Consider the following 13,875-nt stretch of genomic DNA (forward strand, 5'->3'; position numbering starts at 1 on the left):
CGGCCGGTGCCCACAAGAGGCGAACCGGACCCGCCGGGCCTCAGGCCGCGTCCGCCGCCTCCGCCGCCTCCGGGATCACGGCCGAGACCCGGAACCCGCCCCGGTCCGTGGGCCCGGAGACGAACACGCCGCCCAGCGCCGTCACCCGCTCCCGCATGCCGACGAGCCCGTTGCCGCCGCTCGGCAGCCCGGCGTCCGTCCCGCCGTCCGACGGCCCGTTCTCCACCTGGAGGGCCACCTCGCCCTCCCGGTGTGCGACCCGCACCCGGGCCGCGGCCCCCGGGGCGTGCTTGTGGACGTTGGTCAGGGCCTCCTGCACCACGCGGTACGCGGTGCTCTCCACCCGCGCGGTGTACGTGCGCTGGTCGCCCTCGACCGAGAACTCGACGGCCATCCCCGCCTGCCGCGACTGCCCCACAAGGTCCGCGAGTTGGGCGAGGCGCGGCCCGTCCGCGGTGCTCGTGGCCAGGGCGTCGGCGGACCGGCGCACCCGCGCCGAGGCCGCCGCGGCCACCGCCGCGAGCCGCTCCGGCTCCTGTGCCGCCGCGGGTTCGGCGGCGCCGTCCGGCTTGGCGCGCAGCACGCCGAGCATCTCCCGCAGCTCGGTCAGCGCCTGCCGGCCCATGTCGCCGACGAGCTCCGCGTTCCTGGACGCCTTCTCCGGGTCCTTCAGGGCCACCGCCTGGAGCGCTGCCGCGTGCACCACCATCAGGGAGACCCGGTGCGCCACCACGTCGTGCATCTCGCGGGCGATCCGCGTCCGCTCCTCGCTGCGGGCCCACTCGGCCCGTTCCTCGGCCCGCTCGGCCAGCAGCGACAGCTCCCGCTCCAGCCCGTCGGCCCGTTCGCGCAGGCTCTCCACCAGCCTTCGGCGGGCGCCCACGTACAGGCCGAGGAGCAGCGGCGGCGCCGTCAGCCCCAGGGCCATGACGGACGAGAAGAGGACCGCCGTCACCACGCTCGACTCCAGGCCCGAGGCCGTGGCGTCGCGGTGGAACCGGGCGGCGGAGACGAGCAGCGTCCCGGCCATGGAGGCGACCGCGAGGACGACGACGATCCGCCGCGGGACGTCCGCCGCGGCGAGCGTGTACAGCCCGACGACCCCGAGCAGGAAGCCCATCTCGGCCGGGGTGACGGCGATCGACACCAGCACCACCGCCACCGGCCACTTCCGGCGCACCAGCAGCGCGCCGCCGACCGGTATCCCCGCGAGCGCTCCGAGCGCCCCCGGGGCTCCCACCTCATGCGCGAACGAGAGTCCCTCGAAGGTGCACTCGATCACCGACATCAACGCCAGGACGACGTCCAGCACCATGCTCCGCCGCCTGGCCCACCACCACGGCCCCGCGGGCGCGCCCCGAGCGCCCGCTTCCGTGATTGCCCCCGTTGTGGTCATACCACCCAGACTACGGGGGCGGGCCAACGGTTTTCGGAATACTGACAGCAGCACGCAAACGGCAGGAGCGGAAGCGAACGGGGCCGAAGCCCGGTGGCACACCACCGGAACCACCCCACGCACGACCCCGCGCCCAGGTGCTCTCAGTGGCCCCGACACCGTCGCATCGAGGCCGGGCGGTACGGCATAGTGGTGTCTGCACGCTCACCCGATCAAGCAACTCGGGCACAGCAGGCGAACCATCCCGGGTCGTCTAATGGCAGGACAAATGGTTTTGGTCCATTGAATGAGGGTTCGATTCCTTCCCCGGGAGCCCATGGTCCGGGTCCTGACCGCCCAGGTCAGGACCCGGCCGCGTTCCGGCCCTTCTACGCACCGGTATCCTGCGGGTGTCACCCCCTCGTAACCCCGAAGCCGAAGGGCACACCCGTGAGCGCCAACCGCCCGGCAGCCGTCGTCGTTCTCGCAGCGGGTGAGGGCACCCGCATGAAGTCGGCGACCCCCAAGGTCCTGCACTCGATCTGTGGCCGGTCCCTCGTCGGGCACGTCGTCGCCGCCGCGCGCGAACTGGAGCCGGAGCAGCTCGTCGTGATCGTCGGGCACGCGCGGGAGCAGGTGTCGGCCCACCTCGGCGAGATCGACCCCGACGTCCGCACCGCCGTCCAGCTGGAGCAGAACGGCACCGGGCACGCGGTCCGCATGGGCCTGGAGGAGCTGTCCCGCGAGGGCATCCGGCCCGACGGCACCGTGATCGTCGTCTGCGGCGACACCCCGCTGCTCACCGGCGCCACCCTGAAGCGCCTGGCCGAGACGCACGCCGCCGACGGCAACGCGGTGACCGTGCTGTCGGCCGAGGTGCCGGACTCCACGGGGTACGGGCGGATCGTCCGGGACGCCGCGACGGGCGCGGTGACGGAGATCGTCGAGCACAAGGACGCCACCGAGGAGCAGCGGGCGATCCGCGAGATCAACTCCGGGGTGTTCGCGTTCGACGGCCGGCTGCTGGCGGACGCGCTGGGCAAGGTCCGGACGGACAACAGCCAGGGCGAGGAGTACCTCACCGACGTCCTCGGCATCCTGCGCGAGGCCGGGCACCGGGTGGGCGCGGCGGTCGCCGGTGACCACCGGGAGATCCTGGGCATCAACAACCGCGTCCAGCTGGCGGAGGCCCGCCGGCTGCTCAACGAGCGGCTGCTGCACGACGCGATGATGGCCGGCGTCACGGTCGTGGACCCGGCGACGACGTGGGTGGACGTCACGGTGACGTTCGAGGCGGACGCGCTGGTGCACCCGGGTACGCAGCTGCTGGGCGCCACCCACGTGGCCACCGGCGCCGAGGTCGGTCCGAACACGCGGCTGACGGACACCACGGTCGCGGCCGGCGCCCGGGTGGACAACTCGGTGGCCGACGGCGCGGTGATCGGCGAGGGCGCCCTGGTCGGCCCGTACGCCTACCTGCGGCCCGGTACGAAGCTCGGCCGCAAGTCGAAGGCCGGCGCCTACGTGGAGATGAAGAACGCCGAGGTCGGCGAGGGCACGAAGGTGCCGCACCTCTCCTACGTGGGCGACGCCACGATCGGCGACCACACCAACATCGGCGCCGCGAGCGTCTTCGTGAACTACGACGGTGTGAACAAGCACCACACGACGATCGGCTCGCACTGCCGCACCGGCAGCGACAACATGTTTGTGGCTCCGGTCACGATCGGGGACGGCGTGTACACCGCCGCCGGCTCCGTCATCACCAAGGATGTGCCCCCGGGTTCGCTCGCCGTCGCACGCGGTCAGCAGCGGAATATCGAGGGTTGGGTGGCTCGAAAGCGCCCGGGAAGCGCCGCCGCACAGGCCGCTTCCGCCGCTCTCCAGGAGCACGACGGGGAGCAGTGACCTGACAACGGCAGCGTCGAACGGGGCGTACCGTGATAAGCGCACACAATGCGACATCCAAGGAGACTGTGCTGTGACCGGGATCAAGACGACCGGCGAGAAGAAGCTGATGCTCTTCTCCGGCCGCGCCCACCCCGAGCTTGCCGAGGAGGTCGCGCACCAGCTGGGCGTCGGCCTGGTCCCGACCAAGGCCTTCGACTTCGCCAACGGTGAGATCTACGTCCGCTTCCAGGAGTCCGCGCGCGGCGCCGACTGCTTCCTGATGCAGAGCCACACGGCTCCCATCAACAAGTGGGTCATGGAGCAGCTGATCATGATCGACGCTCTGAAGCGGGCCTCCGCGCGGAGCATCACCGTGATCCTGCCGTTCTACGGCTACGCCCGTCAGGACAAGAAGCACCGCGGCCGCGAGCCCATCTCGGCCCGCCTGATCGCGGACCTGATGAAGACGGCCGGTGCCGACCGCATCCTCACGGTCGACCTGCACACCGACCAGATCCAGGGCTTCTTCGACGGCCCGGTGGACCACCTGTTCGCGCTGCCGATCCTGGCGGACTACGTGGGCGCCAAGGTCGACCGCGACAAGCTGACCGTCGTCTCCCCGGACGCCGGCCGCGTGCGCGTCGCCGACCGCTGGTGCGACCGGCTCGGCGCCCCGCTGGCGATCGTCCACAAGCGCCGCGACAAGGATGTCGCCAACCAGGTCACGGTGCACGAGGTCGTCGGTGACGTGAAGGATCGTGTCTGCGTACTGGTGGACGACATGATCGACACCGGTGGCACCATCTGCGCCGCGGCGGACGCCCTGTTCGCCCACGGTGCCGCGGACGTCATCGTCACCGCCACCCACGGTGTGCTCTCCGGCCCGGCCGCGGACCGGCTGAAGAACTCCAAGGTCAGCGAGTTCGTGTTCACCAACACCCTGCCGACCCCGGACGAGCTGGAGCTCGACAAGATCACGGTGCTGTCGATCGCCCCGACGATCGCCCGCGCGGTGCGCGAGGTCTTCGAGGACGGTTCGGTGACGAGCCTCTTCGACGAGCAGGCGTGATCACCGCCTAGATCGATTTCGGTGCGGCCTCCCGCGCCGGGTACACTCCCTGAGTTGCTCGGCGAGGGAGGCCGCACCGTTTTCTCCACGGTGTGGCGGTCCGTTATCGACGCGCTCTTCGTAGCAGGCCGTTCGTGGGCCGGGTGACCCTGTCCGCACACGACCTCCGAGGAGTGCACCATGGCCGAGATCAAGCTCGCCGCCGCCGTCCGCACCGAGTTCGGCAAGGGCTCCGCCCGCCGTATCCGCCGCGCCCACCAGGTTCCCGCCGTCGTCTACGGCCACGGTGCCGAGCCGGTCCACGTGTCCCTCCCGGGCCACGACCTGATGATGGCGCTCAAGACCCCGAACGCCCTGCTCTCCCTGGACATCGAGGGCCGCGACGAGCTCGTCATCCCCAAGCAGGTCCAGCGTGACCCGCTGAAGGGCTTCCTCGAGCACGTCGACCTGCTCGTCGTCAAGCGCGGCGAGAAGGTCACCGTCGAGGTTCCGGTCCAGACCGAGGGCGACCTGGCCCCCGGCGGCAACCTGCTCGAGCACACCCTGACCGCCCTGCCGGTCCAGGCCGAGGCCACCCACATCCCCGAGGCCGTCGTCGTCTCCATCGCGGGCCTGGAGGCCGGTGCCTCCGTCCTCGCCAAGGACGTCGTCCTGCCGGCCGGTGTCGAGCTGGCCGTGGACGCCGACGCGGTCGTCCTGCACGTCGTCGCCGGCCAGGCCGCTCCGGCGGACGAGGCCGCCGAGGGCGCCGAGGCCTGAGCCTCGCGCTGAGCCTCACTTTCCTCCGGCCGCCGCCCCGCTCCTGACCCGGAGCGGGGCGGCGGTCGGCGTATGAAGGAGTTATGCGGATGACGATGGACGACGCCACGGGCACGAGCCCCTGGCTGATCGTGGGCCTCGGCAACCCCGGCGGCGAGTACGCGGGCAACCGGCACAACGTGGGCTTCATGGTCGCCGACCTGCTCGCGGAGCGGATCGGCGCGAAGTTCAAGGCGCACAAGGCCCGCGCCCAGGTCGTGGAGGGACGGCTGGGAGCGCCGGGCCCGTCGAGCCGGCGTGTGGTGGTCGCCAAGCCGATGTCCTTCATGAACCTGTCCGGCGGGCCGACGGCCGCGCTGCGCGACTTCTACAAGGTGCCGGTCGGGCGGATCGTCGCCGTGCACGACGAGTTGGACATCGACTTCGGGCAGCTGCGGCTGAAGCTTGGGGGTGGGGACAACGGGCACAACGGTCTGAAGTCGATCACCAAGGCGCTCGGGTCCGACTACTGCCGGGTGCGGTTCGGGATCGGGCGGCCGCCGGGGCGGATGCAGGTCGCCGACTTCGTGCTGAAGGATTTCTCCGCTGCCGAGCGGAAGGATCTCGCCTTTGAGGTGGATCGGGCGGCGGATGCGGTGGAGTCGTTGATCGTGGACGGTCTGGAGCGGGCGCAGGGGACGTACAACTCGTAGGGGGATGCCCCGGTCCCTCCCCCAGAGGGGGCACCCCCATTCACCGTTTCTTGCGGGGGCAAGCCCCCGCACCCCCGCAACCGCGCTGCGCGCGGTTGTCCTCAAACGCCGGACGGGCTGATTTCAGCCCGTCCGGCGTTTGAGGACGAGCGGCGGAGCCGCGAAAAGGGGGATCTGGGGGCTTGCCCCCAGGAAACGGCGAAGGGGCGGGACCGGGGCACCGCCCGCCGCAGGCGCCCCACCGCGGCCTCATCCCGTGTTGCGCAACCCCGCCGCCACACCGTTCACCGTGAGCAGCAACGCCCGCGCCAGCAGCGGATCGGGCGCCTCCCCCCGAGCCGCCGCCTCCCGCTGCCGGTGCAGCAGCGTGACCTGGAGGTACGAGATCGGGTCGAGGTACGCGTCGCGGATGTGGAACGTCTGCCGCAGCACCGGGTTGGAGTCGAGCAGTTCCCGCTCGCCCGTGATGCGCAGCACCTCCTGGACCGTCAGCTCGTGCTCGGCCTGGATGGCCTCGAAGACGTGCTTGAGCTCGTCGGGCACGAGCGTGTCGACGTAGTGCCGCGCGATGCGCAGGTCGGTCTTCGCGAGCGTCATCTCCACGTTGGAGAGGAAGTTGCGGAAGAAGTGCCAGCGCTCGTGCATCTCCTCCAGGACCGTGTCGAGCCCCGCCTCGCGGGCGGCCTTGAGGCCGGAGCCGACGCCGTACCAGCCGGGGACGATCTGCCGGGACTGGGTCCAGCCGAAGACCCACGGGATGGCCCGGAGCCCGTCGAGGCCGGCGCCGGAGTCGGGGCGGCGGGACGGGCGGGAGCCGAGGTGGAGTTCGGCGAGCTGGTCCACGGGGGTGGAGGCGAAGAAGTAGGCGGGCAGGTCGGGGTCCTCGACGAGCCGCCGGTACGCGCCGTGCGCCGCGTCCGAGACCGTGTCCATGGCCGCGTCCCAGCGGGCGAGCGCCTCGTCGGACTGGCGGGGCGCGGTGTGCAGGGCGGACGCCTGGAGGGTGGCGGCGACGGTCAGTTCCAGGTTCTCCCGGGCGAGGGCCGGGATCAGGTACTTGTCGGAGATGACCTCGCCCTGCTCGGTGACCTTGATCTCGCCGTCGAGGGTGCCCCAGGGCTGGGCGAGGATCGCGTCGTGGGTGGGGCCGCCGCCGCGGCCGACGGTGCCGCCGCGGCCGTGGAACAGCCGCAGCCGGACGCCGTAGCGGTGGGCGACGTCGCGCAGCCGGCGCTGGGCGCGGTGGATCTCCCACTGGCTGGTGGTGATGCCGCCGAACTTGGAGGAGTCGGAGTAGCCGAGCATGACCTCCTGGACATCGCCGCGGAGGGCGACGAGCCGCCGGTAGGAGGGGTCGGCGAGCATGTCGTCGAGGATCCGGTCGGCTTCCCGGAGTTCGTCGGTGGTCTCCAGCAGCGGGACGATGCCGATCTTCGCCCAGCCGCCGTGCAGGTCCATCAGCCCGGCCTCGCGGGCGAGGACGGCGGCGGCGAAGACGTCGTCGGCGCCCTGGCACATGGAGATGATGTACGACTCGACGACCTCGGGGCCGAAGCGGTCCAGGGCCTCGCGGACGGTGTGGAAGACGCCGAGGGTCTTGGCGCCGGCCGCGTCGAGCGGGGCCGGGCTGGGGGCGAGCGGGCGGCGGGAGCGCAGTTCCTTGGCGAGGAGCTTGCGGCGGTACTCGCGCGGCATGTCGGCGTAGCGCCAGGACTCCTCGCCGAGCCGGTCGAAGAGCTGGCCGAGGGCGTGGTGGTGGGCGTCGGCGTGCTCGCGGACGTCCATGGTGGCCAGGTGGAGGCCGAACGCGGCGAGGGTGCGCAGGGCGCGCTCCAGCCGGCCGTCGGCGATGAGGCCGCCGCGGTGGGCGCGCAGCGAGTCCTGGATCAGCTGGAGGTCGGCGAGCAGGTCGGCGGTGCCGAGGTAGTCGCGGCCTTCCTGGTGCGGGGTGTTGTGGGCCAGGCGCTCGCGGGTGTTGAGGAGCTTCTGGCGGATGCAGGTGGCCTTGAGCCGGTAGGGCTCCTCGGCGTTGAGGCGCTTGTAGCGGGGGCTGATCTCCGGGAGGAGTTCGAGGTCGCGCTGGAGGGAGGCGAGCAGTTCCTCGGTGGCGCCGCTGTTGCGGATGGAGTTGGAGAGGGCGACGCGGAGCTTGTCGACGAGCTCGACGGCGTCGGTGATGCCGTGTTCGTGCTGGAGGATCAGCACGTCCCAGGTGACCTGGGGGGTGACGTTGGGGTTGCCGTCCCGGTCGCCGCCGATCCAGGTGCCGAAGGTGAGGGGGCGGGTGGTGGCGGGCAGCGGGACGCCGACCCGGTCGAGCTCGGCGGCCAGGTCCTCCAGGACGTCGCCGACGGCGCCGGTGTGCAGCTCGTCCAGGTAGTAGATGGCGTTGCGGGCCTCGTCGGTGGGCTCCGGGCGGGCGACGCGGAGTTCGTCGGTCTGCCAGAGCAGGTCGATGTTCTCGGCGAGGCGGAGGTCGGTGCGGCGCTTCTCGCTCTCGCCGGCGGCCCGGTGGCCCAGGAGTTCGGCGATGCGCAGGAGCTTGTTGAGGACGCTGCGGCGGGCGGCCTCGGTGGGATGCGCGGTGAAGACGGGGCGGACGCCGAGGTGCGCGACGGCTTCCTTGAGGTGCTCGGGGTCGGCGTCCTTCAGCTGGTCCGCGGTACGGGCGAGGATCGAGCCCTCGGCGTCGCGGCGGGCGCCGAGCTCGCGGGCGCGGTGCACCTGTTCGGTGACGTTGGCCAGGTGGAAGTAGGTGGAGAAGGCGCGGACGAGCTTGGCGGCGGTCTCCGGGTCGGTCTCCCCCAGCAGGCGGGCGGCGGCCTCGCCGTCGGTCCGGGTGAGCGCGCGGACCCGTTCGACCAGGGCGAGGAGTTCCTCGCCCTCCTGGCGGACGAGGGTCGCGCCGAGGAGGTCGCCCAGGCGGCGGATGTCGGCGCGCAGTGCGGCGCCGCTTTGTGCTTCGAGGCTGGTGGGGTCGGCACTGCTCACAGGTGCTGCTCCTAGCGGTGTTTCCGAGCACGTCTGGAGGGGTGGCGGACCGCGCTGTCCGACGCCCACCAGCATAGGTCGCCACCCGGCGCGCCCGGTGGCGGCCGACAGCCCTCTTGCCCACCGCCGGGGCCCTGCCATACTTACGTTGCCGTAGGTTACGGAACCGTAGCCAGCTCCCGACCCCCACGAGGGAATCCATGACTGCAAGCCCCGACCTGATCGAGGACGTGCCGAAGGCCCAGGAGGCCCCGCTCCCCATCGCCACACTGGGCGGTGACAGCAAGCGTTCGATCGAACAGATCACCCTGCTGCTGTTCATCACCGTCCCCTTCGTCGCCCTGCTCGCCGCGGTCCCTCTGGCCTGGGGTTGGGGGGTCAGCTGGCTCGATCTGGGGCTGATGACGGCGATGTACTTCATCGGCTGCCACGGCATCACCATCGGTTACCACCGCTACTTCACCCATGGCTCCTTCAAGGCCAAACGGCCGCTGCGCATCGCCCTGGCGATCATGGGGTCGCTGGCGGTGGAGGGGCCCGTGGTGCGCTGGGTGGCGGACCACCGCAAGCACCACAAGTTCTCCGACGCCGAGGGCGACCCCCACTCCCCGTGGCGCTACGGGGAGACCGTGCCGGCCCTGATGAAGGGCCTGTGGTGGGCGCACGTCGGCTGGATGTTCGACGAGGAGCGCACGCCGCAGCACAAGTACGCGCCGGACCTCGTCAAGGACCCGGCGATCCGCTTCGTCTCCCGTACGTTCATCCTGTGGACGACGATCTCCCTGCTGATCCCGCCGCTGGTCGGCGGGCTGGTGACGTGGTCCTGGCAGGGGGCGGTGACCGCGTTCTTCTGGGGTTCACTGGTCCGGGTGGCGCTGCTGCACCACGTGACCTGGTCGATCAACTCGATCTGCCACGCGGTCGGCAAGCGGCCGTTCAAGTCCCGGGACCGCTCCGGGAACGTGTGGTGGCTGGCGATCCTGTCCTGCGGCGAGTCGTGGCACAACCTGCACCACGCCGACCCGACCTCGGCCCGGCACGGGGTGCTGCGGGGCCAGCTGGACTCCAGCGCCCGCCTCATCCGCTGGTTCGAGCTGGCCGGCTGGGCGTACGACGTGCGCTGGCCGAGCGCGGGCCGCATCGCGGCACGGCGCAAGCCGCGGCCCGGCGAGGAGAGCGCCCGGGCGGCCGACGGCGAGCAGAAGGACGCCGCTCAGGCGGCATGATGGACGGCGTGGCGATCGACAGCAAAACCTCCGGTAAGAAGGACCTGACCCCCGCGCAGGGGGCCAGACGCACCCGCCGGGTGCGGATGACCGGCGCGGAGCGCCGCGAGCAGTTGCTGGACATCGGTCGCACACTCTTCGCCGAGCGGGGGTTCGAGGGCACGTCGGTGGAGGAGATCGCGGCCAAGGCCGGGGTCTCCAAGCCGGTGGTGTACGAGCACTTCGGCGGCAAGGAGGGGCTGTACGCGGTGGTCGTCGACCGCGAGATGCGGCAGCTCCTCGACATGGTGACGGGCGCCCTCACCGCGGGCCACCCGCGCGAGCTCCTGGAGCAGGCCGCCTTCGCCCTGCTCGACTACATCGAGAGTTATACGGACGGCTTCCGCATCCTCGTCCGGGACTCCCCCGTGGCCCAGTCGACGGGCACCTTCGCCTCACTGATCAGCGATATCGCCACGCAGGTGGAGGACATCCTGGGGATGGAGTTCAAGACCCGGGGCTTCGACCAGAAGCTCGCCCCGCTGTACGCGCAGGCCCTGGTCGGCATGGTGGCGCTGACGGGCCAGTGGTGGCTCGACGTCCGCAAGCCCAAGAAGGCCGAGGTCGCGGCCCACCTGGTCAACCTCGCCTGGCACGGCCTCGACGGCCTCGAACAGCGCCCGCGCCTGGTGGGCCACCGCAAGAGCTGAGCCGCTCCGGCGGAGCGGCACGGGGGGGGGCGGCACGGGGGGGCGGCGCGGACGGGCGGTCAGGGCGCGGTGATCGCCGCGCCGATGGCGAAGCCCTTGGCGGGGCCGGAGGGGATGACGGCGTCGGTGCCGTAGGGGACGCGGTGCTCGTCGAGGTAGTCCTCCTTCTCCGCGGCCGGCGAACTCAACAGGACGACCGCGCCGTCGCCGTCGAAATCGTCGACGAGGACATAGAGCGGAATGCCGGCTCGGGCGTACTCGCGACGCTTGCGCACGCGGTCGCGCTCCTGGTTGCGGCGACCGGGCGAGACGACTTCGATGACGCCGCTGACACCGGCCGCGTCGATGCCGAGCCCTTCCTCGTCGGGGACCTCGTCCAGGTCGACAGGGGCGATGAGGAGGTCCGGGATCCAGCCCTTGCGGCGGTGCATCAGGTTCGCGTCCTGGAAAGGCGCGTGCCCGGAGTCCGCCAAGTGGGCGTCGAGCGCACGCCGCAGGCGGTTGATGACAATGGTGTGACGACGGTTGCCGGTGGGCGACACCTCGATGGACCCCTCGATGATCTCAGCGCGGTAGCCCTCGGGGAGATCCATGGCCTTCCACGTCTCCCACAGAAACGTGTCCAGATCGGCCACCGGTTCGTCATCCGCCACCGGGATCACCTCGTGCGCGAGTGCGGTCATCGTGAAGCACCTCCTCCTTCAGTCTGGGCGCGGGCGCCATTGCGGCACAAGCGACGCCACGGAGGCTAGGAGCTCCCGAACAGCCCGCACGGCCGGCCCGTGCGTTCTTCACGCGAAAGGGTGATCAGACGATCGCCTCTCTCCCCCCGGCTTCCGTGCCACCACGAAGATCCGCCGGAACGGGAACACCGTCCCGTGCGGGCCCGGCGGATACGCCTCGCGGAGGAGGGCCGCGTACTCGGTGAGGAACTGCTCCCGTTCCTCCGGCTCGTCGGCGAGGGCGGTGAGGACGGGGCGGAGGCCGGTGCCCTTGAGCCAGTCGAGGACGGGGTCGGGGCCGGGGAGGACGTGGACGTAGGTGGTCTCCCAGGCGTCGACGGTGAGGCCGAGGTCGGTGAGGAGGGTGAGGTAGGCGGCCGGGTCGAGGACGTGGACGGGGCCTCGGGCGGCGCCGGCGAGGCGGGTGCGCCACCGCACGGTGTCGCAGAGGCGGCGCATCAGGGTGTGCGAGGGCGCGTTCTGGTTGCCGGGCACCTGGAAGGCGAGGACGCCGCCGGGGGTGAGTGCCCCGGCCCAGGCGGGGAAGGACGCGGGGTGGTCCGGGACCCACTGGAGCAGGGCGTTCGCGATGATCAGGTCGAGCGGGCCGTCGGGGGTCCAGTGGGCCGCGTCGGCGGCGGCGAAGGAGATCCGGCCGCCGCCCCCGGTGGGGCCCGCGTGCGCGGCGGCGGCGCGCAGCATCTCGGGGGAGTTGTCGAGCCCGGTGATCAGGGCGTCGGGCCAGCGGTCGGCGAGCAGTGCGGTGGCGTTGCCGGCACCGCAGCCGAGGTCCGTGATCCGGGCCGGCCCGGGGCCGGGCAGGTCGGGGACGCGGGCGAGCAGATCGTGGAAGGGACGGGTGCGGGGGCCGGAGTGACGGAGGTACTGCCGTGGGTCCCAGGCCGGGGTGTGGGGCATGGGGGCCTCCTGGGGCTGAGGAGGGCGTCGGGCTCTGCTGTGCCCAGCATCCTCCCGGCACTATCTTGACGTCAAGAGACTTCATGTCGACAGACCCACTACACTGACCCCATGGAGGACGAGGTCGATCGGCTGGTCGCAGCATGGCGCCGGGAGCGCCCGGACCTCGACGTGGAGCCGCTGGAGGTGCTGAGCCGGGTCAGCAGGCTCGCCCGGCACCTCGACCGGGCGCGGCGGATCGCGTTCGCCGAGCACCAGTTGGAGCCCTGGGAGTTCGACGTCCTGACGTCGCTGCGGCGGGCGGGCGCGCCGTACCAGCTGTCTCCCGGCCAGTTGCTGACCCAGACGCTGGTCACCTCGGGCACCATGACCAACCGCATCGACCGGCTGGCCAAGAAGGGCCTGGTCCGGCGGGAGCCCGACCCCAACGACCGGCGCGGCGTCCTGGTCCGGCTGACGGAGGAGGGGCGGGACCGCGCGGACGAGGCGCTCGCCGGGCTGCTCGCCCAGGAGCGGGCGATCCTCGCCGAGCTCTCCACCGCGCAGCGCGTGGAACTCGCGGCCCTGCTACGCCAGTTGACCGCCCCGTTCGACAACGTCCCCGGCTAGGTCGACCGGGCCGACCCCGGCCCGGCGGGCCAGCGCGACGGCGGCGAGCGTGGAGTGCACGCCCAGCTTGCCCAGCACGTTCTGCATATGCGTCCGCACCGTGTGCGGGGAGAGGAAGAGCCGTTCGGCCACGGCCTTCCGGCCGAGCCCGGCCACCATGCAGCGCAGCACCTCCCGCTCGCGCGGGGTGAGCGACTCCACCAGGCGCTCGCTCTCCGTACGGTGCTTGCGCGCGGCCGTCAGCTCCCGCAGGACGCCCGTCAGCAGGGCGGGCGGCAGGTGCGTCTCGTCCCGCAGCACACCTCGTATCACCGCGAGCAGCCGGGACAGCGAGCAGTCCTTCGCCACCCAGCCGCCGGCCCCGGCCTGGAGCGCCGCCGCCGCCCGGCGCGGGTCGTCCCGCTCCGCGAGCACCACCGTGCGCACCCCCGGATGCCCGGAGCGCACCCCGGCCACCAGGGAGATCCCGTCCACCACGCCCTCGGGCTGACCCGTCGGCGGCCGCCCCGGAGGCCGCCGCTGCTCCGGGACCCGGGCCGCCTCCACGGCCGCCGCGCCCAGATCGGCGTCGATCAACAGGACGTCGTAGCGCCGCCCTTCCGCCGCCGCGCGCTCCAGAGCGCGCAGCGCCGCCGGCCCGCTGCCGGCCGCCGAGACGTCCACGTCCTGCTCGGCCGCGAGGGCGGCGGCGAGCGACTCGGCGAAGATACGGTGGTCGTCGACCACCAATACCCGAATACGTGCCACAACCACCCCCAAATTCGGGGAGGCGTGCAGTGCGGGTACGGCGCCCGGTACGGAGCCGTCGCACACGCACGGCCGCCGCCGTGCCCTGACAACTACCCCACCCCGGGCGACGTACCTGCCTGTCTCGCCCCCTGATCGGCGTCGGCCCCCACCGACGCTGTGCTCAGCGTACGGCCGGGGTCCGACAA

Annotated in this window: 12 protein-coding genes and 1 tRNA gene; 8 read left to right on the forward strand and 5 right to left on the reverse strand. The window is 72.0% G+C overall.

Annotated features, from left to right (window positions below):
- Positions 1 to 40: 40 nt before the first annotated feature.
- Positions 41 to 1,396: a sensor histidine kinase gene (locus J7W19_RS12780; protein WP_040892120.1), complete on the reverse strand. Its 1,356-nt coding sequence runs from the start codon at positions 1,394 to 1,396 to the stop codon at positions 41 to 43.
- Positions 1,397 to 1,638: 242 nt separating this feature from the next.
- Between J7W19_RS12780 and J7W19_RS12785 the strand changes: the two genes are divergently transcribed.
- The 5 genes from J7W19_RS12785 (at position 1,639) to pth (ending at position 5,785) form a co-directional block, all read left to right on the forward strand.
- Positions 1,639 to 1,709, forward strand: a tRNA-Gln gene (locus tag J7W19_RS12785).
- A gap of 116 nt (positions 1,710 to 1,825) precedes the next feature.
- Positions 1,826 to 3,283, forward strand: coding sequence for a bifunctional UDP-N-acetylglucosamine diphosphorylase/glucosamine-1-phosphate N-acetyltransferase GlmU (glmU, locus tag J7W19_RS12790; protein ID WP_078588233.1), 1,458 nt, complete (start codon positions 1,826 to 1,828; stop codon positions 3,281 to 3,283).
- A gap of 73 nt (positions 3,284 to 3,356) precedes the next feature.
- The gene (locus J7W19_RS12795; protein WP_004952610.1) at positions 3,357 to 4,334 is read left to right on the forward strand and encodes a ribose-phosphate diphosphokinase; all 978 of its coding nucleotides are present in this window, start codon (positions 3,357 to 3,359) and stop codon (positions 4,332 to 4,334) included.
- Positions 4,335 to 4,514: 180 nt separating this feature from the next.
- A complete protein-coding gene (locus tag J7W19_RS12800; protein ID WP_004952613.1) occupies positions 4,515 to 5,093 on the forward strand; it encodes a 50S ribosomal protein L25/general stress protein Ctc in 579 nt (192 codons plus the stop codon).
- A 95-nt stretch (positions 5,094 to 5,188) separates the two neighbouring features.
- The gene (gene pth / locus J7W19_RS12805) at positions 5,189 to 5,785 is read left to right on the forward strand and encodes an aminoacyl-tRNA hydrolase (protein ID WP_004952615.1); all 597 of its coding nucleotides are present in this window, start codon (positions 5,189 to 5,191) and stop codon (positions 5,783 to 5,785) included.
- Positions 5,786 to 6,034: 249 nt separating this feature from the next.
- Here pth and ppc read toward each other — a convergent pair whose 3' ends face one another.
- Positions 6,035 to 8,776, reverse strand: coding sequence for a phosphoenolpyruvate carboxylase (gene ppc / locus J7W19_RS12810; protein WP_004953426.1), 2,742 nt, complete (start codon positions 8,774 to 8,776; stop codon positions 6,035 to 6,037).
- A 200-nt stretch (positions 8,777 to 8,976) separates the two neighbouring features.
- Here ppc and J7W19_RS12815 point away from each other — a divergent pair, with 200 nt between their 5' ends.
- Both J7W19_RS12815 and J7W19_RS12820 read left to right on the forward strand, forming a co-directional pair.
- Positions 8,977 to 10,002 (forward strand): acyl-CoA desaturase, encoded by a 1,026-nt coding sequence (locus tag J7W19_RS12815; protein WP_004953424.1) that lies wholly within the window; start codon positions 8,977 to 8,979, stop codon positions 10,000 to 10,002.
- Entirely contained in the window at positions 10,002 to 10,691 is a 690-nt protein-coding gene (locus J7W19_RS12820) for a TetR/AcrR family transcriptional regulator (RefSeq protein WP_004953423.1), read from the forward strand. Before J7W19_RS12815 ends, J7W19_RS12820 begins: the two co-directional genes overlap by 1 nt.
- 59 nt (positions 10,692 to 10,750) lie before the next feature.
- Here J7W19_RS12820 and J7W19_RS12825 read toward each other — a convergent pair whose 3' ends face one another.
- Positions 10,751 to 11,374 (reverse strand): Uma2 family endonuclease, encoded by a 624-nt coding sequence (locus J7W19_RS12825; protein ID WP_004953420.1) that lies wholly within the window; start codon positions 11,372 to 11,374, stop codon positions 10,751 to 10,753.
- A 108-nt stretch (positions 11,375 to 11,482) separates the two neighbouring features.
- Positions 11,483 to 12,331 (reverse strand): trans-aconitate 2-methyltransferase, encoded by an 849-nt coding sequence (locus tag J7W19_RS12830; protein WP_004953416.1) that lies wholly within the window; start codon positions 12,329 to 12,331, stop codon positions 11,483 to 11,485.
- A gap of 111 nt (positions 12,332 to 12,442) precedes the next feature.
- On the opposite strand from J7W19_RS12830, the gene J7W19_RS12835 reads away from it, so the two are divergent.
- Entirely contained in the window at positions 12,443 to 12,940 is a 498-nt protein-coding gene (locus J7W19_RS12835; protein ID WP_004953415.1) for a MarR family winged helix-turn-helix transcriptional regulator, read from the forward strand.
- Here the strand turns inward: J7W19_RS12835 and J7W19_RS12840 are convergent.
- A complete protein-coding gene (locus J7W19_RS12840) occupies positions 12,899 to 13,687 on the reverse strand; it encodes a response regulator transcription factor (protein WP_040892268.1) in 789 nt (262 codons plus the stop codon). The genes J7W19_RS12835 and J7W19_RS12840 overlap by 42 nt on opposite strands.
- Between the last annotated feature and the right edge of the window lie 188 nt (positions 13,688 to 13,875).

Origin of the sequence: Streptomyces mobaraensis NBRC 13819 = DSM 40847, assembly GCF_017916255.1 — a bacterium.
In the GTDB taxonomy this organism is placed as follows: Bacteria; Actinomycetota; Actinomycetes; order Streptomycetales; family Streptomycetaceae; genus Streptomyces; species Streptomyces mobaraensis.

Bases quoted from the DNA above. Each gene is read 5' to 3' on its own strand.
- J7W19_RS12830 (WP_004953416.1), bottom strand. From the start codon at position 12,331: ATGCCCCACACCCCGGCCTGGGACCCACGGCAGTACCTCCGTCACTCC.
- J7W19_RS12820 (WP_004953423.1), top strand. From the start codon at position 10,002: ATGGACGGCGTGGCGATCGACAGCAAAACCTCCGGTAAGAAGGACCTG.
- J7W19_RS12835 (WP_004953415.1), top strand. From the start codon at position 12,443: ATGGAGGACGAGGTCGATCGGCTGGTCGCAGCATGGCGCCGGGAGCGC.
- J7W19_RS12780 (WP_040892120.1), bottom strand. From the start codon at position 1,396: ATGACCACAACGGGGGCAATCACGGAAGCGGGCGCTCGGGGCGCGCCC.
- J7W19_RS12800 (WP_004952613.1), top strand. From the start codon at position 4,515: ATGGCCGAGATCAAGCTCGCCGCCGCCGTCCGCACCGAGTTCGGCAAG.
- pth (WP_004952615.1), top strand. From the start codon at position 5,189: ATGGACGACGCCACGGGCACGAGCCCCTGGCTGATCGTGGGCCTCGGC.
- J7W19_RS12825 (WP_004953420.1), bottom strand. From the start codon at position 11,374: ATGACCGCACTCGCGCACGAGGTGATCCCGGTGGCGGATGACGAACCG.
- J7W19_RS12815 (WP_004953424.1), top strand. From the start codon at position 8,977: ATGACTGCAAGCCCCGACCTGATCGAGGACGTGCCGAAGGCCCAGGAG.